The sequence below is a fragment of the Pseudomonas sp. FeS53a genome, assembly GCF_000931385.1.
GTDB classification, from domain to species: Bacteria; Pseudomonadota; Gammaproteobacteria; order Pseudomonadales; family Pseudomonadaceae; genus Metapseudomonas; species Metapseudomonas otitidis.
Genome location: NZ_JYFT01000002.1, coordinates 239,688 through 260,736 on the forward strand (window position 1 = coordinate 239,688; position 21,049 = coordinate 260,736).

At 69.4% G+C, this 21,049-nt stretch carries 24 protein-coding genes; 15 read left to right on the top strand and 9 right to left on the bottom strand.

What is annotated here, in order from left to right; all coding sequences use genetic code 11:
- Nucleotides 1-7: 7 nt before the first annotated feature.
- The 6 genes from SZ55_RS01070 (at nucleotide 8) to SZ55_RS27220 (ending at nucleotide 4,591) form a co-directional block, all read left to right on the top strand.
- On the top strand, nucleotides 8-1,165 hold the full coding sequence (locus SZ55_RS01070) for a glutathionylspermidine synthase family protein (protein WP_044399883.1): 1,158 nt from the start codon (nucleotides 8-10) through the stop codon (nucleotides 1,163-1,165).
- Between the two features lie 170 nt (nucleotides 1,166-1,335).
- Nucleotides 1,336-1,860 carry a DUF3833 domain-containing protein gene (locus SZ55_RS01075; RefSeq protein WP_044399887.1) on the top strand — a complete coding sequence of 175 codons (525 nt, stop codon included), beginning with the start codon at nucleotides 1,336-1,338 and terminating at the stop codon, nucleotides 1,858-1,860.
- A gap of 7 nt (nucleotides 1,861-1,867) precedes the next feature.
- Nucleotides 1,868-2,569, top strand: a complete 702-nt coding sequence (locus SZ55_RS01080) for an SDR family NAD(P)-dependent oxidoreductase (protein ID WP_044399890.1) — start codon at nucleotides 1,868-1,870, stop codon at nucleotides 2,567-2,569.
- 24 nt (nucleotides 2,570-2,593) lie between these two features.
- Nucleotides 2,594-2,899 carry a DUF6482 family protein gene (locus SZ55_RS01085; protein ID WP_044399893.1) on the top strand — a complete coding sequence of 102 codons (306 nt, stop codon included), beginning with the start codon at nucleotides 2,594-2,596 and terminating at the stop codon, nucleotides 2,897-2,899.
- Nucleotides 2,900-2,903: 4 nt separating this feature from the next.
- Complete coding sequence (locus SZ55_RS01090) at nucleotides 2,904-4,442, top strand: cryptochrome/photolyase family protein (RefSeq protein ID WP_044399896.1); 1,539 nt, start codon at nucleotides 2,904-2,906, stop codon at nucleotides 4,440-4,442.
- The gene (locus SZ55_RS27220; protein WP_082078097.1) at nucleotides 4,439-4,591 is read left to right on the top strand and encodes a DUF2256 domain-containing protein; all 153 of its coding nucleotides are present in this window, start codon (nucleotides 4,439-4,441) and stop codon (nucleotides 4,589-4,591) included. Before SZ55_RS01090 ends, SZ55_RS27220 begins: the two co-directional genes overlap by 4 nt.
- Here SZ55_RS27220 and flgN read toward each other — a convergent pair.
- The 9 genes from flgN to SZ55_RS01135 all read right to left on the bottom strand — a co-directional run bounded on the left by flgN (nucleotide 4,576) and on the right by SZ55_RS01135 (nucleotide 12,369).
- A complete protein-coding gene (gene flgN / locus SZ55_RS01095; protein WP_044399899.1) occupies nucleotides 4,576-5,004 on the bottom strand; it encodes a flagellar export chaperone FlgN in 429 nt (142 codons plus the stop codon). The two genes, SZ55_RS27220 and flgN, sit on opposite strands and share 16 nt — an antisense overlap.
- Nucleotides 5,001-5,285 carry a hypothetical protein gene (locus tag SZ55_RS27820; protein WP_044399902.1) on the bottom strand — a complete coding sequence of 95 codons (285 nt, stop codon included), beginning with the start codon at nucleotides 5,283-5,285 and terminating at the stop codon, nucleotides 5,001-5,003. The genes flgN and SZ55_RS27820 overlap by 4 nt, the downstream gene beginning before the upstream one ends.
- A gap of 145 nt (nucleotides 5,286-5,430) precedes the next feature.
- Nucleotides 5,431-5,853, bottom strand: a complete 423-nt coding sequence (locus tag SZ55_RS01105; protein WP_044399905.1) for a flagellar FliJ family protein — start codon at nucleotides 5,851-5,853, stop codon at nucleotides 5,431-5,433.
- On the bottom strand, nucleotides 5,850-7,181 hold the full coding sequence (gene fliI, locus SZ55_RS01110; RefSeq protein WP_044400008.1) for a flagellar protein export ATPase FliI: 1,332 nt from the start codon (nucleotides 7,179-7,181) through the stop codon (nucleotides 5,850-5,852). The genes SZ55_RS01105 and fliI overlap by 4 nt, the downstream gene beginning before the upstream one ends.
- Nucleotides 7,182-7,185: 4 nt before the next feature.
- Nucleotides 7,186-7,878 (bottom strand): flagellar assembly protein FliH, encoded by a 693-nt coding sequence (fliH, locus tag SZ55_RS01115; protein ID WP_044399909.1) that lies wholly within the window; start codon nucleotides 7,876-7,878, stop codon nucleotides 7,186-7,188.
- 7 nt (nucleotides 7,879-7,885) lie between these two features.
- On the bottom strand, nucleotides 7,886-8,944 hold the full coding sequence (locus SZ55_RS01120; RefSeq protein ID WP_044399912.1) for a FliG C-terminal domain-containing protein: 1,059 nt from the start codon (nucleotides 8,942-8,944) through the stop codon (nucleotides 7,886-7,888).
- The gene (gene fliF, locus SZ55_RS01125; RefSeq protein ID WP_044399915.1) at nucleotides 8,919-10,580 is read right to left on the bottom strand and encodes a flagellar basal-body MS-ring/collar protein FliF; all 1,662 of its coding nucleotides are present in this window, start codon (nucleotides 10,578-10,580) and stop codon (nucleotides 8,919-8,921) included. The genes SZ55_RS01120 and fliF overlap by 26 nt, the downstream gene beginning before the upstream one ends.
- Nucleotides 10,581-10,600: 20 nt before the next feature.
- Nucleotides 10,601-10,930 carry a flagellar hook-basal body complex protein FliE gene (locus SZ55_RS01130; protein ID WP_044399918.1) on the bottom strand — a complete coding sequence of 110 codons (330 nt, stop codon included), beginning with the start codon at nucleotides 10,928-10,930 and terminating at the stop codon, nucleotides 10,601-10,603.
- A 17-nt stretch (nucleotides 10,931-10,947) separates the two neighbouring features.
- Entirely contained in the window at nucleotides 10,948-12,369 is a 1,422-nt protein-coding gene (locus SZ55_RS01135; protein WP_236692371.1) for a sigma-54-dependent transcriptional regulator, read from the bottom strand.
- 433 nt (nucleotides 12,370-12,802) lie between these two features.
- Here SZ55_RS01135 and SZ55_RS01140 point away from each other — a divergent pair, with 433 nt between their 5' ends.
- From SZ55_RS01140 to SZ55_RS01180, 9 genes are all read left to right on the top strand, one after another.
- On the top strand, nucleotides 12,803-13,642 hold the full coding sequence (locus tag SZ55_RS01140) for a FliM/FliN family flagellar motor switch protein (RefSeq protein WP_044399921.1): 840 nt from the start codon (nucleotides 12,803-12,805) through the stop codon (nucleotides 13,640-13,642).
- A complete protein-coding gene (locus SZ55_RS01145; RefSeq protein WP_044399925.1) occupies nucleotides 13,639-14,001 on the top strand; it encodes a FliM/FliN family flagellar motor switch protein in 363 nt (120 codons plus the stop codon). The genes SZ55_RS01140 and SZ55_RS01145 overlap by 4 nt, the downstream gene beginning before the upstream one ends.
- Nucleotides 13,998-14,744 (top strand): flagellar type III secretion system pore protein FliP, encoded by a 747-nt coding sequence (fliP, locus tag SZ55_RS01150; RefSeq protein WP_044399928.1) that lies wholly within the window; start codon nucleotides 13,998-14,000, stop codon nucleotides 14,742-14,744. The genes SZ55_RS01145 and fliP overlap by 4 nt, the downstream gene beginning before the upstream one ends.
- Nucleotides 14,745-14,761: 17 nt before the next feature.
- Nucleotides 14,762-15,034 carry a flagellar biosynthetic protein FliQ gene (locus SZ55_RS01155; protein WP_044399931.1) on the top strand — a complete coding sequence of 91 codons (273 nt, stop codon included), beginning with the start codon at nucleotides 14,762-14,764 and terminating at the stop codon, nucleotides 15,032-15,034.
- Nucleotides 15,035-15,036: 2 nt separating this feature from the next.
- Nucleotides 15,037-15,834: a flagellar biosynthetic protein FliR gene (fliR, locus tag SZ55_RS01160; protein WP_044399934.1), complete on the top strand. Its 798-nt coding sequence runs from the start codon at nucleotides 15,037-15,039 to the stop codon at nucleotides 15,832-15,834.
- Nucleotides 15,827-16,957, top strand: a complete 1,131-nt coding sequence (gene flhB / locus SZ55_RS01165) for a flagellar type III secretion system protein FlhB (RefSeq protein WP_044399937.1) — start codon at nucleotides 15,827-15,829, stop codon at nucleotides 16,955-16,957. Before fliR ends, flhB begins: the two co-directional genes overlap by 8 nt.
- Nucleotides 16,958-16,960: 3 nt before the next feature.
- The gene (locus SZ55_RS01170; RefSeq protein ID WP_044399941.1) at nucleotides 16,961-19,057 is read left to right on the top strand and encodes a flagellar biosynthesis protein FlhA; all 2,097 of its coding nucleotides are present in this window, start codon (nucleotides 16,961-16,963) and stop codon (nucleotides 19,055-19,057) included.
- A gap of 108 nt (nucleotides 19,058-19,165) precedes the next feature.
- Nucleotides 19,166-20,008, top strand: a complete 843-nt coding sequence (gene lafA / locus SZ55_RS01175) for a lateral flagellin LafA (protein WP_044399944.1) — start codon at nucleotides 19,166-19,168, stop codon at nucleotides 20,006-20,008.
- A 616-nt stretch (nucleotides 20,009-20,624) separates the two neighbouring features.
- Nucleotides 20,625-21,049: winged helix-turn-helix domain-containing protein (locus tag SZ55_RS01180; RefSeq protein ID WP_236692372.1), on the top strand; the 425-nt coding region annotated here is incomplete at its 3' end.

Here is a 21,049-nt window from a genome sequence, read left to right on the forward strand (position 1 = left end):
ACAGGCCATGCACAAGATCAGCATCGAAGAACGCCCCGACTGGCGTGAGCGCGTAGAACGCGAAGGCTTCGCCTTCCACACCATCGACGGCGAGCGTTACTGGGACGAAAGCGGCTACTACCGCTTCACCCGCGAACAGGTCACCCAGGACATCGAGCAGCCCACCCGTGAGCTGCACCAGATGTGCCTGGACGTGGTCGAGCGCGTGGTGGAGAGCGAGGAGCTGCTCAGCGGCCTGGCGATCCCGCCGGCGTTCTTCGATCTGGTCCGCACCTCCTGGAAGGAAGGCCACCCGCACCTCTACGGGCGCATGGACTTCAGCTATGACGGGCGCGGCCCGGCCAAGCTGCTGGAGATCAACGCCGACACCCCCACCTCCCTGCTGGAGTGCGCCTCGGTGCAACTGCTCTGGCTGGAGGACCAGATCCGCCGCGGCGCCCTGCCCGCCGAGGCCGACCAGTTCAACACCCTGGCCGAAGACCTGATCCGCGCCTTCGACACCTTCGCCAAGGACACCCCCTTCTACTTCTCCGCCATCGCCGGCTCGGTGGAAGACCGGGGCACCACCGACTTCCTCGGGCGCATGGCCGGGCTGGCGGGCATCGACGCCCGGCACATCGACATCGAAGACATCGGCCTCACCGCCGAAGGCCGCTTCGTCGACCTGCAGGGCAACTGGATTCCCCGGCTGTTCAAGCTGCACGCCTGGGAGCACATCTTCCGCGAGCCCTTCGGCGAAGCCGTGCCACGCTGCGACACCCAGTTCGTCGAGCCCGCGTGGAAATCCATCATCAGCAACAAGGGCATCCTCCCGCTGCTTTGGAAGTTCAACGAGGGCCACCCCAACCTGCTGCCCAGCCACCTCGACGCCGACCCGCGCGCCCCGGTGCCCAAGGGTTGGGTGCGCAAGCCGTTCTTCTCCCGCGAAGGCGCCAACATCGAGATCCGCACCGAAGGCGACGAACGCATCGCCGAAGACGGCCCCTACACCGACGCGCCCTACATCCTCCAGCAGTTCGCCCCGCTGCCGAAGTTCGGCGACAGCTACACCCTGATCGGCTCCTGGGTCATCGGTGACACCGCCTCGGGCATGGGCATCCGCGAGGACGACAGCCTGATCACCAAGGACACCAGCCGCTTCCTGCCCCACGTCGTCCTCGACTGACCCACACCGCACCCACCGCTCCGCCCCTCTCCCCCACCCGATCCCCACCGGCTGCCCACCTCGGGCAGCCGGCTGTCCCGTGCCGCCCAAAATCCTATACAAACACTCGACAAATACAGCTTTTCTTGTACATTCACTCCATCCATGTACAACTTTTTACGGAGCCCACCATGAAATCGCGATTGGCCTTGCTCTTCTGCCTGCTGCTCAGCGCCTGCAGCCAGGTGGAAGTGGGCGACTACAAGGACGAGAACCCCACCCTGGACCTGCGCCGCTACTTCGTCGGCGGGGTGGACGCCTGGGGCATGTTCCAGGACCGCTCCGGCAAGGTGATCAAGCGTTTCCACGTCGACATCCAGGGCCGCGAGGAAGCCGGCCGGCTGATCCTCGACGAGCGCTTCACCTACAGCGACGGCACCCGCCAGCAGCGGGTCTGGACCCTGCGCCCCGATGGCCCCAACCGCTGGCGCGGCACCGCCCCGGACGTGGTCGGCGTGGCCGAAGGCGAAGTCGCCGGCAACGCCTTGCGCTGGCGCTACGTGCTGGAGCTGCCGGTGGACGGCACCACCTACCACGTCAACTTCGACGACTGGATGTACCTGCTGGACGACCGCACCCTGGCCAACCGCTCCTTCATGACCAAGTTCGGCGTCGAGCTGGGCCAGGTCACCCTGTTCTTCCGCAAGCGGGACTGAACCCACCATGACCCTGCCCAGCTTCCCCGACGGCTACCGCGCCCTGGTGATCGGCGCCAGCGGCGGCATCGGCAGCGCCCTGCTCGACGCCCTGGCCGCCGACCCGCGCTGCAGCCTCGCCCTGGGCCTGGGCCGCACCAGCACGCCCCGGCTGGACCTCACCGACGAGGCCAGCATCGAAGCCGCCGCCCGCACTGTGGAAGCCCTCGGGCCGTTCCAGGTGATCATCAATGCCGCCGGCCTGCTGCACACCGAGCAGTTCATGCCCGAGAAGAAACTGGGCGACCTGAACCACGCCCAGCTGCTGGCCACCTTCCAGGCCAACACCTTCGGCCCGGCCCTGGTGCTGCGCCATTTCAGCGGCCTGCTGGACCGCCGCCGCAGCGTCCTCGCGCTGCTCTCGGCCAAGGTCGGCAGCATCGGCGACAACCGCCTCGGCGGCTGGTACAGCTACCGCGCCTCCAAGGCCGCCCTGAACATGCTGGTGAAGACAGCCGCCATCGAACTCGCCCGCCGGCAGCCGGCCAGCGTGGTCCTGGCGCTGCATCCCGGCACCGTGAACACCCGCCTCTCGCAGCCCTTCCGGGGCGGGGAGACGGGCCGCCCGCCGGCCGATGCCGCGGAGCAGCTGCTGGCGGTCATCGACCGCGCCGGCCCCGAGGCCAGCGGCGGCTTCTACGCCTACACCGGCGAGCCCCTGCCCTGGTGAACCACCCCACGAGAGGAACGTGCCATGAACCTGCAGCAGCTGTTCAACCTCGCCCAGTCCCAGCAGCTCAACAGCCTCGAACTGATCGCCCTGGAAGGCGGTAACTACGTCCTCCACGCCATCACCCCACAGCGCTGCGAGCCGGTGCTCGACGAACAGGGCAAGGTGCTCCACCTGCGCTCCATGACCCAGGCCCGCGACGTGCTCCAGGGCATCACCCCGGTGCCCTTCCACCTCGTGCAGCAGGTGGTGCAGGACGAAGCCTGCGGCCTCGGCGGCGGCCCGCAGGAACCGATGCGCCTGCCGATCTCCCTGCAATCGGCCTGGTAACGCCATGCCCGTACGCCGCCTGGCGCTGGTCCTCGGCGACCAGCTGAGCTTCGACCTCGCCGCCCTGCGCGCCCTCGACCCCGCGCAGGACGCGGTGCTGATGGCCGAAGTGCAGGAAGAGACCCGCTACGTGCCGCACCACCCGCAGAAGATCGTGCTGATCCTCAGCGCCATGCGGCACTTCGCCGAGGCCCTGCGCCAACGCGGCTTCACCGTGCACTACGTGCAGCTCGACGATCCCACCAACAGCGGCAGCCTGCCCGGCGAACTCAGCCGCTGGGCCACGCAGCTGCAGGCGCGGGAAGTGCACCTCACCGAATGCGGCGAGTGGCGCCTGGAGCAGGCCCTGCGCGCCGTCGACCAGCCCCAGGTGTGGCACGAGGACGACCGCTTCCTCTGCAGCCGCGCCACCTTCGCCGGCTGGGCCGAAGGCCGCAAGCAACTGCGCATGGAGCTGTTCTACCGGCTGATGCGCAAGCGCACCGGGCTGCTCATGGAGCCCGATGGCAGCACCCCGCTGGGCGGTGCCTGGAACTTCGACGCCGAGAACCGCAAGGCCCTGCCCAAGGGCGTCAAGGCCCCGCTGCCGGCACGCTTCCCGCCGGACGCCACCACCACGGCGGTGATCGACCTGGTGCGCCAGCGCTTCAGCGACCACTACGGCCAGGTGGAGGGCTTCGACTACCCCGTCACCCACGCCGAGGCCGAGCGCCTCTGGCAATGCTTCCTCGACCAGGGCCTGGCCGCCTTCGGCGACTACCAGGACGCCATGGCCGAAGGCGAGCCCTTCCTCTTCCACGCGCGCATCAGCGCCGCGCTGAACATCGGCCTGCTGGACCTGCGCCGCCTCTGCGACGACGTGGAAAGCGCCTACCGGCGCGGCGACGTTCCGCTGAACGCCGCCGAGGGTTTCATCCGCCAGCTCATCGGCTGGCGCGAGTACGTGCGCGGCATCTACTGGCTGCAGATGCCCGACTACGCCCAGCGCAACGCCTTCGGCAACCAGCGCCCGCTGCCCGATTTCTACTGGACCGCCGACACCCGCATGAACTGCATGCGCCAGGCCATCGGCCAGACCCTGGAGCATGCCTACGCCCACCACATCCAGCGGCTGATGGTCACCGGCAACTTCGCCCTGCTGGCCGGGATCGCCCCGCCGGCCATCTGCGACTGGTACCTGGCGGTCTACATGGACGCCTTCGACTGGGTCGAACTGCCCAACACCCTGGGCATGGTCATGCACGCCGACGGCGGCTACCTGGGCTCCAAGCCGTATTGCGCCAGCGGCCAGTACATCAAGCGCATGTCCGACTACTGCGGCAGCTGCCACTACAAGGTCAGCGAGAGCACCAGCGAGCGGGCCTGCCCGTTCAACGCCCTGTACTGGCACTTCCTCATGCGTCACCGCGACCGCCTGCGCGGCAACCACCGCCTGGGCATGATCTACCGCAGCCTGGAGCGCATGGACGAGGCCAAGCAGGACGCCCTCTGGGCCCGGGGCGAAGCCCTGCTGGCCCGGCTCGACGCCGGGGAGGCGCTGTGAAGAAGGCCCACCTGCCGCAGAAGACCTGCGCCGCCTGCGGCCTGCCCTTCGCCTGGCGGCGCAAATGGGCGCGCTGCTGGGACGAGGTGCGCTACTGCTCCGAGCGCTGCCGTCGCCAGCGCCGCCCCACGCCTCAGGCCGGCGTGTAGAGCGACGGCTCCAGCCACCGGTCCATCAGCTCGCATTGCGCGGCCAACAAGCGCCCGTTGCGCTCGTTGAGGCGGCGGCACTGCTGCAGCATCTCCCCCAGCTCCCCCCAGACCATCCGCAGGGCATTCGCGCGCTCCGCCGGGTAGCAGGCCAGCAGCCGCGCCATGCCGCCGCGCCCTTCGGCCAGGCGGTTGGCCCGCAGCACCCGGGCACGTCGTTGCGCGCGCTCAGCCATGGCATCCACCGCCAGCTGGATGTAGCCGTTGAGCGCGTCCACCTGGCCCTGGTCGTGCCGCGTCAGGGCCGCGTGCAGGGCCTCCAGGTGCTCCAGCAGCGCCGGCATGGCGCGGTGGTCCGCGAGCAGGTCCGCCTCCAGGGTGGCCAGCACCTGCTGGCGCTTCGCCGCGCTCACCCCTCCTGCCCCCGGTGATGGCCCAGCATGCTGCGGGCCAGGGTCTCGGGCCGGGTGTCCAGGCCCTTCTCCCGCAGCAGCTCACGCAGCGCCAGCACCCGGTCGAGGTCGATCTCCGGCAGCTCCCGCAGGGCCTCCTGCAGCGCCTCCAGCGGCATCGACGCCTCCCGGGCACGCAGGCTCGCCACGCCTGCCGGCACCGAGGACGGCTCCCGATCATGACGGGACGTCGCCTCCAGCGGTGTCACAGGGGCTGCGGGCAGGGTTCGGTTGATTTCCATGGGGCCTCCAGTGGGGCAAACGGGTTCCCTCCCACTGGGCGACCCGCATCGCCCCCCGCTTAAACGCCGCCGCGAATCGCGCGCACGACGCAGCCCGGGCTTCAGCCCGGGACGGGGTACGCGCACCGCCGGGCAGACGGCCCCGTCAATACCGGCCGCGCAGCCAGCTCTGCGTGGCCATGGCGTCCTGCTGGCGTTGTTCCTGGCGGGCCTGCAGCTGGTGCCACTGGGCCAACTGGTCATCCCGCACATGGGCCAGGCGCAGCTCGTCGAAGCGCGCCTGCTGCAGCTCGGCCTGCAGCCGCTCCCGCATCTGTTCGAAGGTGGCCAGTTCGCGGCGTTGCCAGGCCAGGGCGCGGTGCAGGGTGAGCTTGTAGCGCTGGGCGTTGTCGCGCTCCAGGGGCGAGGCACCGCCGCTGGACGCGGCCGCCAGTTGCTCCAGGGCCTGGATGTTGGCCCGGCAGCGCTGGCACAGGTCGGCCTGGTGGGCCAGCCGTGCCTGCACGTCGCGGACCTTGCCGGCCCGCAACAGGGCCAGACGGTCGAGGGATTCGATGCGGTGCTTCATAGGCCTCCCAGCAGGTGCAACAGGTTGTCCAGGGTGGTTTCCAGTTCGGCCGCTTCATGGGTGTCCTGGCGCAGGTAGGCCTCCAGGCTGGGCGCCAGCTGCACCGCCCGGTCGGTGCGCGGGTCCTGCCCCGGGGTGTAGCCGCCCAGGGGGATCAGTTCGCGGATGCGCTCGTACACCGCGCGCAGCTCCTTGAACTGCCGCGCGGCGCCCTGGTGGCGGGCACTGGTGACCTGGGCCATGCAGCGGCTGACCGAGGCGGCGACGTCGATGGCCGGGTAGTGGCCCATGTCCGCCAGCCGCCGCGACAGCACGATGTGCCCGTCGAGGATCGCCCGGGCACAGTCCGCCACCGGGTCCTGCTGGTCGTCGCCCTCGGCCAGCACGGTGTAGATGGCGCTCAGGCTGCCCTGCCCGTGCGCGCCGTTGCCGGCGCTCTCCACCAGCTCCGGCAGCAGGGCGAACACCGACGGCGGGTAGCCCTTGGTGGCCGGCGGCTCGCCCAGGGCCAGGGCGATCTCGCGCTGGGCCATGGCGTAGCGGGTCAGCGAATCCACCAGCAGCAGCACGTCGTGGCCCTGGTCGCGGAAGTAGCCCGCCACCGTGTGGCAGAGCTCGGTGGCCTTCAGGCGCATCAGCGGCGATTCGCTGGCCGGCGCCACCACCACCACCGCCCGCCGCAGGCCCTCGGGCCCCAGGGCGTGGAGGATGAATTCCTGCACCTCGCGGCCACGCTCGCCGATCAGCCCGACCACCACCACCTCGGCCTTGGTCTGGCGGGTGATCATCCCCAGCAGCACGCTCTTGCCCACCCCGCTGCCGGCGAACAGCCCCACCCGCTGGCCCTTGCCCAGGGTCAGCAGGCCATTGATGGCGCGCACGCCCACGTCCAGCGGCTCGGTCACCGGTCGGCGCAGCAGCGGGTTGACGCTGGGCAGCCCCAGCGGCAGCGGGTCGCGTCCGGCCAGCCGCCCGCGCCCGTCGATGGGCTCGCCGAGGCCGTTGACCACCCGCCCCAGCCAGCTGTCGTCGATACCCACGCGCTGGCCGTCACGCACCGGGAAGACCCGCGAGCCGGCCATCAGCCCCTCGGGCTTCTTGAACGGCATCAGGTAGGTGATGTCGCGGTCGAAGCCCACCACCTGGGCCTCCAGCCCGCGCCCGTCGGCGGTCTCCACCCGGCAGCGCTGGCCGGTCATGCGGCGGCAGCCGAGGCTCTCCAGCAGCATGCCGGAGACCCGCACCAGGCGGCCGCTGACGGTGGCCAGCTGGACGCCGTCCAGGGAGCGCAATGCCTGGTCCAGGTCGAATCGTTCATCCAGTCCCATCACCTCAATGCTCCTTGATCAGGTGGTCGGAAAGCGTCTCCAGGCAGGCCTCCAGGCGCTGCTGGCAACCGATGTCCGCCTCGGCCTGGGCGGTGACCAGGCGGCACTCGCCCTGCCCCAGGCTCTCGTCCGGCACCAGGCGCCAGGCGGCGGTGCGCTCGGGGGCCAGGTCCCGCAGCCGCGCGCACTCCTCGGGGTTGAGGCGCAGCTCCACCTCCCCCGGGTCCCCCGGCAGCCCGGCCAGGGCCTCGTCCGCCAGGCTCAGCAGCTGCATGGGGCTCAACGTCAGCTCGCAGCGGATCACCTGCTGCGCCACCTTGCGCACCAGCTCCAGCAACTCCTCGCGACGCCGCCGCTCCAGGTCGCGATTGAGCGTGCGGTGCGCCTCGATCAACTGCTGCAGGGGCGCGCTGGCCTCCTCGAAGCGCTGCTGCGCGGCCGCCCGGATCTCCTCCCGGGCCTGGCGCCGCCCCTCCGCCAGGCCCTGTGCCACGCCTTCGGCATGGCCGGCCGCGCGCCCCTGCTCGCAGCCCTCCTGGTAACCCTGTTCCACGGCCGCCTGGTAGCCGTTGGACAGGCCGGCCTGGCCACCCAGGCCGGCCTCCCGTTCGCCGATGACCCCGGCCAGACGACTGCGCGGCGGGAAGCGGTAAGGCCGCCATCCCGCACTGTCTCCCTTGATGACTCGGCTGTTCATGGATCACTCACTCCACGGTTTCTTCGCGGAACAGCTGGATCTGCAGCTCACCGGCAGCGGCCATTTCCCGCACCACCCCCATGATCTGCTTGCGCACCTGCTCCACACGGCTCAGCGGCACCGGGCCCTGGCGCCGGCTGATGGATTCCATCTGCTGCGCCTGGCGCTTGGGCAGCGCGCCCTGCACCGCCTTGACCAGTTCGGCCTCGGCGCCCTTGAGCGCCACCACCCAATCCTCCAGCGGGATGCTCTCCATCAGCGTCTGCAGCACCGCCGGGTTCTGCCGGGAGAGGATGAAGAAGTCGTACATCTCGTCCTCGATGCGGCTCACCAGCGACTCGCTGCGGGCCCGCAGCAGCTCGAACATCTGCCCGCGATCGCCCTTGAAGCGGTTCATGATGTCGGCGGCCTGCTTGACCCCGCGCACCTGGGACCCCTGGGTGCCGAGCACGGCCAGGCTGCGCTCGATCAGCGCCTCCAGCTCGGCGATGACGTCGGCGTTGATCTCGGTGAGGTTGGCGATGCGCAGCAGCAGGTCGTCCTGGCGCTCGGCCGGCATCGACTCCAGCACGTCGGTGGCCATGGACGGCGGCAGGAAGGCGAGGAACACCGCCTGCATCTGCGCGTGCTCCTTAGCGATCAGCGCCGCGAACTGGCGCGGGTCGAGCCACTCCAGGCGGGCCATCTTGGCGCGGATTTCCTCGCCGTAGATGCTGTCCAGCAGGCTGCGGGTGATGTCCCCGCCCAGTGCCTTGCCGAGCATGCCGGACAGGTACTGGCGGGAGGCGCCCTTGATGCTGCTCTGCTCGCGGTAGTCGTCGAAGAAGCGCCCGATCACCTCCGACACCATGGGTTGCTTGACGTTGGAAAGCCGCGCCATGGCCTGGCTGAGAGCGACGATCTCTTCCCGGCCGAACTGCCGCAGCACGCTGGCCGACATGTCGTCGCCCATGCTCAGCAGAAGAATCGCCGCCTGCTCCAGGGAACTCATGGCGCGCCCCGGGGGCACGCGCTTGCGTACCGCCTGGGTCGCGCCTTCTTCAGGCGGAGTCGTTGTCTCGTTCATGACGACCTATCCAATGCTTGATGACTTCCGAAACCCGTTCCGGGTCGTTCCTGGCCAGGAGCTGCAAGTGCTCCACCTGCATCTCCAGGCCCGAGCCGGGCGCCGGCAGGCGCACCTCGGCCAAAGGGTTGGCTTCGCCGAACACCCCCCCGCCCAGGGCCTGGCCCGGTCCACGGCCGGGCAATAACCCCTGCTCCCCTGCCGGCAAGCCGTCCGCCAGGGCCGCTGGCGGCGCGTCCTGGCGACGGCGCAGCCCGGCCAGGGCCGGCCGCAGCACCAGGAACAGCAGCAGCAAGGCGAGTACCACCACCACGCCGAAGCGGGCGTATTCGTAGAGCTGCGGGCTCTCCCACCAGGCCACCTCCGGCTCCTCGGGCGTCTTGAGGGCCACGAAGGGCATCACGCTGAGGATCAGCTGGTCGCCGCGCTCGGCATCGAAGCCCACGGCACCGCGCAAGGTGGCCTCCAGCTCCTTGCGCGCGGCCTCGCTCCAGCCGCCCTCCGGCGCGGCGGCGGCGTTGAGCACCACCGCCACGCTCTGCCGGCGCAGCTGGAACGAGGGGTGGCGCACGTGGGTGATGCGCTGGTCCAGCTCGTGCTGGCGGGTGCTCTCGCTGCGGGTGCTGGTGGAGGCCGGGTTGTCCGCTGGCGGCGGGGTGCCGGCGGCCGGCTTCTGCGCGGCCGGCGGGGCGGGCTGGGCCGGCGGCGGGCGGTTGCTCAGGGAGCCCGGTACACCCAGGGCCAGCTGGTCCAGGGTGTTTTCGCTGCGCACCACCTCGTTGCGCAGGCGCGGGGTGTCGCCGTAGGCCTGGATGGTCTCCTCCTTCTGGCTGAAGTCGAAGTCGGGGCTGACGCTGACCCGGTAGTTGCCGGCCCCCAGCACCGGGGCCAGCACCGCATCGAGGTTGGCCAGCGCCTGCTGGCGGTAGCCCTCGGCCACCTGGCTGTCCTGCAGCGCGCCGTTGACCACGCCCTGGCGCGACAGCAGCACGCCGTTCTGGTCCACCACGCTGACCGCCTCGGGGGCCAGCTGCGGCACGCTGGCGGCCACCAGGTTGACGATGGCCGCCACCTGCTCCGGGGCCAGGCGCTGGCCGGCGGCCATGCGCAGCATCACCGAGGCCTTGGCCGGCTCGCGGCGGCCGATGACGAAGGAATGGCTGGGCTCCTGGGCCAGGTGCACGCGCACCTGGTCGACGCCCTTGAGCTCGGCGATGGTGCGCGCCAGCTCGCCTTCGAGGCTGCGGCGCAGGCGCACGTCCTGGACGAACTGGCTGCTGCCCAGGGGCTCCTCGCGGTCGAACAGCTCGTAGCCGGGGGGCACCGCCACCCGCACACCCTTGGCCGAGAGCAGCAGGCGGGTCGCGGCCAGGTCGGCCTCGCGCACCAGCACCTGGCCGGTCTGCGGGTGCAGGCGGTAGTCCACCCCTTCGCCGTCGAGCACCTGCAGCACGTCGGCGGCGGGAAACGCCTCGTGGGCGCCGTACAGCGCGCGGTAGCCGACGCTGTCGCGCCACAGCCAGTAGACGACCATTGCCGCCAGCAGCGCGGCAGCGGCGGCCAGGCCGGCCATGCCCAGGCGGGGGTCGAGTCGCAGGCCACCGGCGGGCAGCCTGTCGCGAATGTTGTCGAGCACGCTAGAACTCCCAGTCCGGATCACACCGGCATGCGGATGATGTCGTCGAAGGCGGTGGCCAGCTTGTTGCGCACCTGCAGCAACGCGCTGAAGGACACGCTGGCCCGCTGGCTCTGCAACATGGCGCCCACCAGGTCGGTGCTGCGGCCGCTGTCCACCGCTGCCATGGCCTGGCCGGCGGCGTGCTGCTGGGCGTCCACTGCGCGCAAGGCGGCGGCGAAGCTGTCCGCCGGACCGGGGGGCAGCCCCTCGGGCAAGGGACTGGCAGGCAACACCCCGCCGCGGCTGGCCTCGGCCAGGGTGTGCTGGAGGTCCAGCAGGTGCTGCTGGACGCTGGCGATGCTGGGCATGGCGGTCTCCTCCCGGTTCAAAGCACCACGCCCTGCTGGCGCATGGCGCTGAGGCGGTAGCGCAGGGCCCGGGGCGTCATGCCCAGGCTGGCCGCTGCCTTGCTCTTGTGGCCGCCGCAACGGCGGATGGTGTCGATCACGTGCTGGTACTCGGCGAGCTTGGCGCTGGCACGCAGGGCCGCACGTCCGCCTTCGTCGAGGCCGAGCCCGCGCAGGGCATCGCGGGGCACCGGCTGGGCGCCCTGCAGGCGCAGGKCGCCGGGCTGGATGTAGAGGCCGTTGCGCAGCACCAGGGCGCGTTGCAGGCAGTTCTCCAGCTCGCGCACGTTGCCCGGCCAGTCGTGCTGCAGCAGCAGGCGGCTGGCTTCGGCGGTGAGCAGCTCGCGGCCGGCGTCCTGGGGCGCGTGCTTGGCCAGCAGGGCCTGGGCCAGGGGCAGCACGTCCTCGGGGCGCTCGCGCAGCGGCGGGATGTGCAGGGCGAGGACGTCGAGGCGGAACATCAGGTCGGCGCGGAAGCGCCCGGCGGCCACCTCGGCCTGCAGGTCACGGTTGGTGGCGGCGATGATGCGCACGTCCAGCTCGATCTCGCGGCGCCCGCCCAGGCGTTCGACGCGCTGCTCCTGCAGCACCCGCAGCAGCTTGGCCTGCAACGCCAGGGGCAATTCACCCACCTCGTCCAGCAGCAGGGTGCCGCCGTTGGCCAGTTCGAACTTGCCGGGCTGGGCGCTGACGGCGCCGGTGAAGGCGCCCCGCTCATGACCGAAGAGGATGGATTCGAGCATCGACTCGGGAATCGCCGCGCAGTTGACCGCGACGAAGGGCGCATCCGGGGTGGCGGAGAAACGGTGCACGTAGCGCGCCATCAGCTCCTTGCCGGTGCCGGTCTCGCCGGTGATCAGCACCGGGGTGCGCGACAGTGCCATGCGCTGGGCCAGGGCCAGCAGGCGGCGGCCGGTGCGCGAGCGGGTGACGAAGCCCTGGTCGGCCCGCGCGGCACGCGCCAGGCGGCACAGCAGCGCCTCCACCTGGCCATCGCCGAAGGGCGCCAGCAGGTAGTCGGTGCAGCCCAGCTCCAGCAGGGCGGCGGCGCGCTCCTGGTCGGCGTAGCCCACCACCGGTACCAGGGTCAGGTTCGGGTGGCGCTGCAGCAGCTCGCCCGCCAGTTGGCAGGTCTGCTCGACGGGCAGGTCCCCCAGCAGCAGGAAGGCCAGGCCGCCGTCGCGCAGCTGGTCGCGGGCCTGGGCCAGGTCGAGGGCGGTGCGCACTTCGCAGCCGCCCAGGCACAGGGCCTCCAGCAGCGGTGCGTGGTGCTCGCTCCAGGGCATGCCGATCACCAGTGCCTGGCGCCAGGCGGCGGCATCGGGCCGGTCCGACCCCGGCAGCGGGTCGGACCCGGGAAAGCGGAGAGCGCTCATCATGTTCACGGTGGTAACCCCCATTCGAAACGTCCTGTTCGCGAAACCTCGGGGCGCAGTCGTCCCCGCGCCCTGGCGTCGGATCGACGCCGGGCGTGTTCGCCTGTTGTTGGTAGGTGATGGATCGGCGGGCTCGGGAGGACGCAAGGGCGTCGACTCGTTGGCCTGGAAACGACGCTAGCACCGCATCGGAAAAGTCCACACACAAATGGCCTTATTTCCTGTCAGCTACGACAAGAATTCATCAATGCGGGGTTTTTGAGATCAATTGATTTAAAGCCTTCTTCGCCGGCTCCTAGTATCCGAATCGCACGCGGATGCAGGAGCCTTCTTTACTGCAACGCCCGGATAAAACCGGGCCGTGGCCTGCGATCCAGGCATCCGCTGCGAAAGGACCGACAACGCTCTGCCAGTTTTCCTAAAGAACCTGGCGCCCGAACGGCCGCAGAGGATGCCCATGAACAAGAGCCGAAAAATCCATAACGATGTGCCTGCCGAACGCGTCACGACCCTGCAGCCGCAGAAGCTGGGCCGGCATTACCACCGGATCCCGGGTTACGTGCGGGACACCGCCTTCCGCTACCCGCGCCTGGTCAGCGACTACTTCCTCGGCCACTACCGCCTGAACCTGGAGCTGCAGGAGGTGCAGGTGGAGGAGCAGGTCGAGACGCCGCCCGAATGCATCTACCAGTCCCCCATCGGCCAGTTGGGCTTCGGCATCGACCGCAGCCTGCTGGGCGAGGTGCTGGAGAGCTACTACGGCGGCACGCCGCCGGCCAACCAGGAACTGCCGCCGGAAAGCAGCTCGGAGGCGCGCATGCGTGAGCGGATCGGCGGCCAGGTGCTGTCGCGCCTCGGCCAGGCACTGCTGGCCGGTGACGCACCGGGCCCGCTGGAACGCCAGCACGACAGCTACGCCGAGGTGCATTGGGAGTACGTCGTGACCCTGCGCTACCTGAGTCACCTCAGCCAGCGCCCCGGCGACCTGCGCCTTTACCTGGACGCGGCCTGGACGGACGAACTGATCCGCCGGGTCTCGGCGCCGACCACAACGCGCCAGCTGGGCGACCCGGCCCGGGCCATCCAGCACCTGCCGGTGCGCCTGGACTGCGTGCTGGCGCGGGCGCGCCTGTCCCTGGCCGACGTGCTGGGGCTGCAGGTGGGCGATGTGATGCTGATCCGCATGGAGGAGCGGGTCGACGTCTGCATCAACCGCCAGAAGCTGTTCCGCGGCGCCCTGTTCGATGACCAGGGCACCCTCTTCCTCACCTTCCTGGAAAGCGAGAAATCCGCATGAACGACACCCCGCTCGACAACGACGACGGCGCCCTGCTGGCGAACGATGCCCTGGCCCTGGGCCCGCTGGATGACGTCACTCCGGTGACCGCCGCCGCCACCGCGCCGGACCTGCGCTTCTTCGGCAAGATCCCGGTCAACGTCACCCTGGAGGTGGCCTCGGTGGAGGTGGCCCTGAACGAGCTGCTGGATGTGGACGCCAGCAGCGTGATCATCCTCGACAAGCTCGCCGGCGAGCCGCTGGACGTGAAGGTCAACGGCGCGCTGTTCGCCAAGGCCGAAGTGGTGGTGATGAATGGCAACTACGGCCTGCGCATCCTCGAACTGGCCGGCAACCCGCTCCAAGGGCTGACCGCATGAGCGGCTGGCTGCGCACCCTCATCGCCGTGCTGGCGATGATGCCGGGGCTGGCGGGCGCGGCGGGCGGCGAGCTGACGCTGTTCAGCCTGGAGAACACCCCCAGCGGGCAGGACTTCAGCGTCAAGCTGCAGGTGCTGATCCTCATGAGCCTGCTCGGCCTGCTGCCGGCCATGCTGATGCTGATGACCTGCTTCACCCGCTTCATCATCGTGCTTTCCATCCTCCGCCAGGCCATGGGCCTGCAGCAGAGCCCGCCGAACAACGTGCTGGTGGGCATCGCCCTGGTGCTCACGCTGCTGGTGATGCGGCCGGTGTGGCAGGCCTTGCACGACGAGGCCTACCTGCCCTTCGAGGAGGACCGGCTGACCCTGCAGGAAACCCTCGGCAAGGGCCGCGACATCCTCGGCCGCTTCATGCTGGCGCAGACCCACGAGGCCTCCCTGGAGGCCATCGCCGGGCTGGCCGGGGAGACCCTGCCGGAGCGCCGCGAGGAGGTGGACTTCCTGCTGTTGCTGCCGGCCTTCGTGCTCAGCGAGCTGAAGACCGCCTTCCAGCTCGGCTTCATGCTCTTCGTGCCGTTCCTGGTCATCGACCTGGTGGTGGCCAGCGTGCTGATGGCGATGGGCATGATGATGCTCTCGCCGATGATGGTCTCGCTGCCGTTCAAGCTGATGGTGTTCGTGCTGGTGGATGGCTGGGCGCTGACGGTGGGCACCCTCGCCGGCAGCGTGCAGCCCTACTGACGGACGAGGAGCACGCCATGCTGACCCCCGATACCGCCGTCGCCATCATCGCCCACGCCGTGGAAGTGATCGCCCTGATCGTCTGCGTGCTGGTGGTGCCCAGCCTGCTGGGCGGGCTGGTGGTGGCCATCTTCCAGGCCGCCACGCAGATCAACGAGCAGATGCTCAGCTTCCTGCCGCGCCTGCTCATCACCCTGGGGATGCTGGTGCTGGCCGGGCACTGGATCCTCACCCGGCTCGGTGATCTGTTCATCGAATCCTTCCGCCAGGCCGCGCGGCTGGTGGGCTGAACATGGCCGGCGATCCCCTGCTGCAGGCCACCACCGCCCTGGAAGGCCTGGCCCGCTACTGGTGGCCGCTGTGCCGGACCCTGGCGCTGTTCGCCACGGCACCGGGCTTCGGCCACCGCGCCCTGGGTGTGCGCGCCCGGGTGCTGCTGGCGCTGGTGCTGACCGGGGCCCTGGGCGGCGTGCTGCCGCCTGCACCGACGCTGGAGCCGCTGTCGGCCCCCGGGGTGCTGGCGACCCTGGAGCAGATCGCCGTGGGTGTGCTGCTGGGGTTGAGCCTGCAACTGGTGTTCGCGGTGTTCAGCCTGGTGGGCGACCTGGTCTCGACCCTGCTGGGGCTGAGCATGGCGGTGTACAACGACCCGCTGAACGGCGTGTCCTCCAGCTCGGCGATCTACCAGCTCTACTTCATCCTGCTGATGCTGCTGTTCCTGGCCATCGACGGGCACCTGCTGGTGGTCAGCGTGCTGTACAAGAGCTTCCTCTACTGGCCGGTGGGCAGCGGCCTGCACTACGCCGGCATGGATGCGCTGCTGGGCGGCCTCGGCTGGATGTTCGCCGCCGCCCTGCTGATCGCCCTGCCGATGGTGGTGTGCATGAGCCTGGTGCAGTTCGGCTTCGGCCTGCTCAACCGCATCTCGCCGGCACTCAACCTGTTTTCCCTGGGCTTCCCCGCTGCGGTGGTGATCGGCCTGGCCTGCCTCTCGCTGACCCTGGCGAGCCTGCCGGGCAACTACCTGGAGCTGACCCGGGCGACCCTCGACAGCCTCGGCAACCTGCTGCTGGAGGCCCGCGATGGCTGAGTCCAGCGCCCAGGACCGTACCGAGGAGGCCACCGAGCACAAGCTGCGCAAGTCCCGCCGGGAGGGCCAGGTGGCCCGCTCCCGCGACCTGGCCACCGGCGCCACCCTGCTGGTGGCGGTGCTGGCGCTGCGCTCGGCACTGCCGGGCATGCTCGACGGCCTGGAGCAGCTGTTCCGCGAGGTGCACCAGCTGCCGGCGCCCGGCTACCAGGGCGCAGACGACCTCAAGGCGCTGGCCGGCCGCGCCATCGCCACCCTGGTGGGGGTGCTGCTGCCGTTGCTGGTGGTGCCGCTGCTGGTGGTACCGCTGGCGCTGCTGGCCGGGGGCTGGATGTTCGCCTGGCGCAACGTGCAGCCCCAGGGCTCGCGGCTCAACCCGATCAAGGGCCTGGGCCGGCTAGTGGCCTGGCAGAACTGGACGGAGCTGCTCAAGTCCCTGGCGAAGATGGCGGTGCTGGCCGCGGTAGCCTGGTTCACCTTCGCCCTGCGCCTGCCGGAGGTGCTGGCGCTGCAGCACGGCGACACCCTGGGGGCCATCACCGGGGCACTGCGGCTGATGGGCGACACGGCGCTGGCGCTGGTGGCGGTGTTCGTGGTGTTCGCCGTGCTGGACGTGCCGCTGCAACGCTTCTTCTTCCTGCGCAAGCAGCGCATGACCCGCCAGGAGCGCAAGGAAGAGCACAAGCAGCAGGAAGGCCGCCCCGAAGTGAAGGGGCGCATCCGCCAGCTGCAGCGGCAGATGGCCCAGCGCCAGATCACCCGGGTGATCGACCAGGCCGACGTGGTCATCGTCAACCCCGAGCACTACGCCGTGGCGCTGCGCTACGACCCGCAACGGGCACGAGCGCCCTACGTGATCGCCCGGGGCGTGGACGAGACGGCGCTGTACATCCGCCAATTGGCCACCGCCCGGGGCCTGGAGGTGCTGGAGGCGCCGCCGCTGGCGCGGGCGCTGTACTTCACCACCCAGGTCAACCAGCAGATCCCGGCACCGCTCTACGGGGCGGTGGCCCAGGTGCTGCACTACATCCTGCAACTGCGCGCCTGGCGCCAGGGCCGCCGCGCGCGGCCGGTGCCGCCGCAGCATTTCCCGATTCCCGACGACCTGTTGAAACGAGGCTGACCCATGCCCACCCTGTCCCACTTCCTGGCCAGCCTGCGCAGCGGGCGGATCGGCATCCCGCTGGTGATCCTCAGCGTGCTGGCGATGATCATCCTGCCGCTGCCGCCGCTGCTGCTGGACGCGCTGTTCACCTTCAACATCGGCCTGGCGATCCTGGTGCTGATGGTCAGCGTCTCGTCCCAGCGCCCGCTGGATTTCTCCCTGCTGCCGACGGTGATCCTGGTCACCACGCTGCTGCGCCTGTCGCTGAACGTGGCCTCCACCCGCGTGGTGCTGCTGGACGGCCACACCGGCAGCGGCGCGGCGGGCAAGGTGATCGAGGCCTTCGGCGAGGTGGTGATCGGCGGCAACTTCATCGTCGGCCTGGTGGTGTTCGTGATCCTGATGATCATCAACTTCATGGTCATCACCAAAGGGGGCGAGCGCATCTCCGAGGTCACCGCGCGCTTCACCCTGGACGCCCTGCCGGGCAAGCAGATGGCCATCGACGCGGACCTCAACGCCGGGCTGCTGAACCAGGAACAGGCCCGCGAGCGGCGCCGCGAGGTGGCCAAGGAGGCGGACTTCTACGGCGCCATGGACGGGGCCTCGAAGTTCGTCCGGGGCGACGCCATCGCCGGCATCCTGGTGCTGCTGATCAACCTCTTCGGCGGCACCGCCATCGGCATGCTGGTGCACGGCATGAGCGGTGGCGACGCCTTCCGCCAGTACGCACTGCTGACCATCGGCGACGGCCTGGTGGCGCAGATCCCGGCGCTGCTGCTGTCCACGGCGGCGGCGATCATCGTCACCCGGGTCAACGAATCCGCCGACATCACCGCCCTGGTGCAACGCCAGCTGCTGGCCTCGCCTTCGCTGCTGGCCACGGTGGCCGGCATCCTGGTGGTGCTGGCGCTGGTGCCGGGCATGCCGCACCTGGCCTTCCTGGCCTTCGCCGCGCTGGTGGGCTTCGTCGCCTGGCGGGTGGCACGCAGCGCCCCCCCGAAAGAGGCACACACCCTGGAGCGCACCGAGGCCCTGGCCCAGGCCATGGACAGCCCGCACAACGCGCCGCTGGGCTGGGAGGACCTGCCCGGCGTCGAGCGCCTGGGGCTGTCCCTGGGCTACAAGCTGGTGGGGCTGGTCAACGAGGCCGGCGGCGCGCCGCTGCCGCAGCGGGTGCGCGGGGTGCGCCAGTCGCTGTCCGAGCACCTGGGCTTCCTCCTGCCGGAGGTGCGCATCCGCGACAACCTGCGGCTGAAGGCTTCGCAATACAGCATCCAGATCAACGGCCAGACCATCGAGTCCGCCGAGATCCACGCCGACCGGCTGATGGCCATCCCCTCCCCCGAGCTGTACGGCGAGATCGACGGCATCCTCGCCACCGACCCGGCATACCGCATGCAGGTGGTGTGGATCGAGCCCACCGAGAAGGCCCGCGCCCTGAACCTGGGTTACCAGGTGATCGACTGTGCCAGCGTGATCGCCACCCACCTGAACAAGGTGATCCGCCAGAACCTGCCGGACCTGCTGCGCCTGGACGACGTGGACTTGCTGCTGCAGCGCCTGGCCCTGGAGGCGCCCAAGCTGGCCGAGGCCCTGCGCGCCCAGCTGGGCCTCGGCCCCATCCACCGCGCCTGCCGCCACCTGCTGCAGGACGAGGTGCCGCTGCGCGACGTGGTGACCCTGGCCACCGCCCTGCTGGAAGGCAGCGAGAGCACCAAGGACCCGCTGCTGCTGGCGGCGGATGCGCGCTACGCGCTGCGCCGCACCATCGTTGCGCAGATCGCCGGGGAGCGCGGCGAGCTGGGGGTGTTCCTGCTGGATCCGGCCCTGGAGAACACCCTGCTCGGGGCCTTGAGCCTGGCGCAGCAGGCCGGGCCGGTGAGCCTGGACGCGATCCCCGTGGAGCCGGCCCTGCTCAACCAGCTGCAAGGCGCCATGCCAGCGGTGAAGGAACGCCTGCGCCGCGAGGGCCACCCGCCGATCCTCACCGTGATGCCACAGCTGCGCCCGCTGCTGGCGCGCTACGCGCGGGTGTTCAGCCCGGGGCTGCACGTGCTCTCGCAGAACGAGATTCCCGAGCGCGTGGGGCTCAAGGTGGTGGGAACCCTGGGTTGAGCAAGGCGTCTGGAAATCGATGTTTAAGGCGCTTCCCGAGCCGGTCGCTTTCCAGACACAGGCAGGCAGTTCAGCCAGCCACACAGGCAACTTGCAGAGGAAGTACCCATGGCCTTGTCCATCCACACCAACTATTCCGCGCTGGTCACCCAGACCAGCCTGAACCGCACCAACAGCACCCTGGCCCTCAACCAGCAACGCCTGGGCACCGGTTTCCGCATCAACTCGGCCTCCGACGACGCCGCCGGCCTGCAGATCGCCACCCGCCTCAATGCCCAGACCCGCGGCATGGGCGTGGCCAACCGCAACACCGGAGACGCCACCTCCCTGCTGCAGACTGCCGAGGGCGCCTTCAACGAAATCACCGGCATCGTCCAGCGCATGAAGGACCTGGCCACCCAGTCGGCCAACGACACCAACAGCGCCAAGGACCGCACCTCCATCCAGGCCGAGTTCGACCAACTGGCCAAGGAAGTGGAGAACATCTTCAGCAACACCACCTACGCCGGCGACAACCTGTTCTCCGACGCCGGCAAATTCTCCAAGGCGGTCAATTTCCAGATCGGCGCCACCGCCGCCGAGACCCTGACCCTGGACGTCAGCGCCGACATGGCCGCCCTGAAGAAAACCCTGACCGACGACCTGAAGGCCCTGAAGCTGGACGACAACGCCACCTCCACGGCCGGCATCACCGCCCTGGACAGCACCCTGGACGCCATCGGCAGCATGCGCGCCTCCTTCGGCGCCAACATCAACCGCCTGAACCACACCGCCAACAACCTGGCCAACATGAAAGACAACACCGACCTGGCCCGCGGCCGCATCCTCGATGCCGACATCGCCACCGAAAGCGCGAGCATGACCAAGAACACCATGCTCATGCAGTCCGGCATCTCCATGCTCAAGCAGGCTGGCCAGATGCCCAACCTGGTGATGTCGCTGCTCGGCTGACCGGTTCCTCCCCCCTCCAGCCTGCGCTGTCCAGCAGAGCCTGGCTTTACGCCCCGGGAAACCGGGGCGTCTTTTTTGCTTTGGCGGCGGATGAGCCTGCTGGACGGGTTATCCCCTCATCCGCGCCGAACCCGGTTACGCAAACCCTTGGCACGGAATGGTTCCGGCACAACCGCAAAAACAGCGAAAAAACCGACAACAAAAATCGCAAACTCTGTAGAAGCCACGTATTCCCCGGCTTCACCCCCTCCGCCCTGAATGCAACGTCCTCCTCCCTGCGCCCCTCCCCCGTCAAAAGGGTTTATTCAGAGCGATTACGCCCTGACGCACCTCATTGCAAAGACGCTCCAGCCGCCACAACGAAGCCTTCACGAAACCTTTCCAGTTGGCGAATTTCGCCGCACATACCCGCTACTTCTCGCATTCCGAGGAAGCAGCCTTAGAGGCTGACCTGACAATAGGAAATTTCGCCAAAGACAATACTCGCCACCACCCCCCAAAAACCTGACTCCACCCTCAATAATCGCACCCGCATCCCGGCCCTTCCCCGAAATTCTGACCGAGATGTCGGATTTTGCTTACCCATGGAAAGAACAAGAAAATGAGTGGAGGCCACATGTCTTGCATCTACTTGCGAACCGGTCGTACGGACTGCCAGGTCCGCTTCCATCCGCTGCGTTTTCAGCTTTCGTTGATCCAGGCCGACCAGGAGGAGCGGATCGAACTGGGGTTCTCCGGCAGCAAAGTGCTGGAGCGCCTGCTGCAGTCCCCTGGCGAGGTGGTCTCCCGGGACGAGCTGCTGCAATACGCCTGGCACGACCGCGTGGTGAGCCAGGGCAGCCTCAACCAGCAGATCTACACGCTGCGCCAGCTCCTGCACGACGAGCGCCAGCGGGAGATCATCCAGACGCTGCCGCGCCGGGGCTACATGTTCAACCCCGGCTACCTGCTGCAGATCACCCACGAAACCGAGCCTGTGCCTGCCCCCGCCGAGGAGCCGACCGTGGCTGTGGTCGCGCCCCTCGCGTCCGTCCCTGCCCC

Bases quoted from the DNA above. Each gene is read 5' to 3' on its own strand.
- flhB (WP_044399937.1), top strand. From the start codon at position 15,827: ATGGCTGAGTCCAGCGCCCAGGACCGTACCGAGGAGGCCACCGAGCAC.
- SZ55_RS01155 (WP_044399931.1), top strand. From the start codon at position 14,762: ATGCTGACCCCCGATACCGCCGTCGCCATCATCGCCCACGCCGTGGAA.
- lafA (WP_044399944.1), top strand. From the start codon at position 19,166: ATGGCCTTGTCCATCCACACCAACTATTCCGCGCTGGTCACCCAGACC.
- SZ55_RS27820 (WP_044399902.1), bottom strand. From the start codon at position 5,285: ATGGAAATCAACCGAACCCTGCCCGCAGCCCCTGTGACACCGCTGGAG.
- SZ55_RS01105 (WP_044399905.1), bottom strand. From the start codon at position 5,853: ATGAAGCACCGCATCGAATCCCTCGACCGTCTGGCCCTGTTGCGGGCC.
- fliR (WP_044399934.1), top strand. From the start codon at position 15,037: ATGGCCGGCGATCCCCTGCTGCAGGCCACCACCGCCCTGGAAGGCCTG.
- SZ55_RS01140 (WP_044399921.1), top strand. From the start codon at position 12,803: ATGAACAAGAGCCGAAAAATCCATAACGATGTGCCTGCCGAACGCGTC.
- SZ55_RS01075 (WP_044399887.1), top strand. From the start codon at position 1,336: ATGAAATCGCGATTGGCCTTGCTCTTCTGCCTGCTGCTCAGCGCCTGC.
- fliP (WP_044399928.1), top strand. From the start codon at position 13,998: ATGAGCGGCTGGCTGCGCACCCTCATCGCCGTGCTGGCGATGATGCCG.
- SZ55_RS01080 (WP_044399890.1), top strand. From the start codon at position 1,868: ATGACCCTGCCCAGCTTCCCCGACGGCTACCGCGCCCTGGTGATCGGC.
- SZ55_RS01145 (WP_044399925.1), top strand. From the start codon at position 13,639: ATGAACGACACCCCGCTCGACAACGACGACGGCGCCCTGCTGGCGAAC.
- SZ55_RS01120 (WP_044399912.1), bottom strand. From the start codon at position 8,944: ATGAACGAGACAACGACTCCGCCTGAAGAAGGCGCGACCCAGGCGGTA.
- SZ55_RS01090 (WP_044399896.1), top strand. From the start codon at position 2,904: ATGCCCGTACGCCGCCTGGCGCTGGTCCTCGGCGACCAGCTGAGCTTC.
- SZ55_RS01170 (WP_044399941.1), top strand. From the start codon at position 16,961: ATGCCCACCCTGTCCCACTTCCTGGCCAGCCTGCGCAGCGGGCGGATC.
- fliH (WP_044399909.1), bottom strand. From the start codon at position 7,878: ATGAACAGCCGAGTCATCAAGGGAGACAGTGCGGGATGGCGGCCTTAC.
- fliI (WP_044400008.1), bottom strand. From the start codon at position 7,181: ATGGGACTGGATGAACGATTCGACCTGGACCAGGCATTGCGCTCCCTG.
- SZ55_RS01130 (WP_044399918.1), bottom strand. From the start codon at position 10,930: ATGCCCAGCATCGCCAGCGTCCAGCAGCACCTGCTGGACCTCCAGCAC.
- SZ55_RS01070 (WP_044399883.1), top strand. From the start codon at position 8: ATGCACAAGATCAGCATCGAAGAACGCCCCGACTGGCGTGAGCGCGTA.
- SZ55_RS01085 (WP_044399893.1), top strand. From the start codon at position 2,594: ATGAACCTGCAGCAGCTGTTCAACCTCGCCCAGTCCCAGCAGCTCAAC.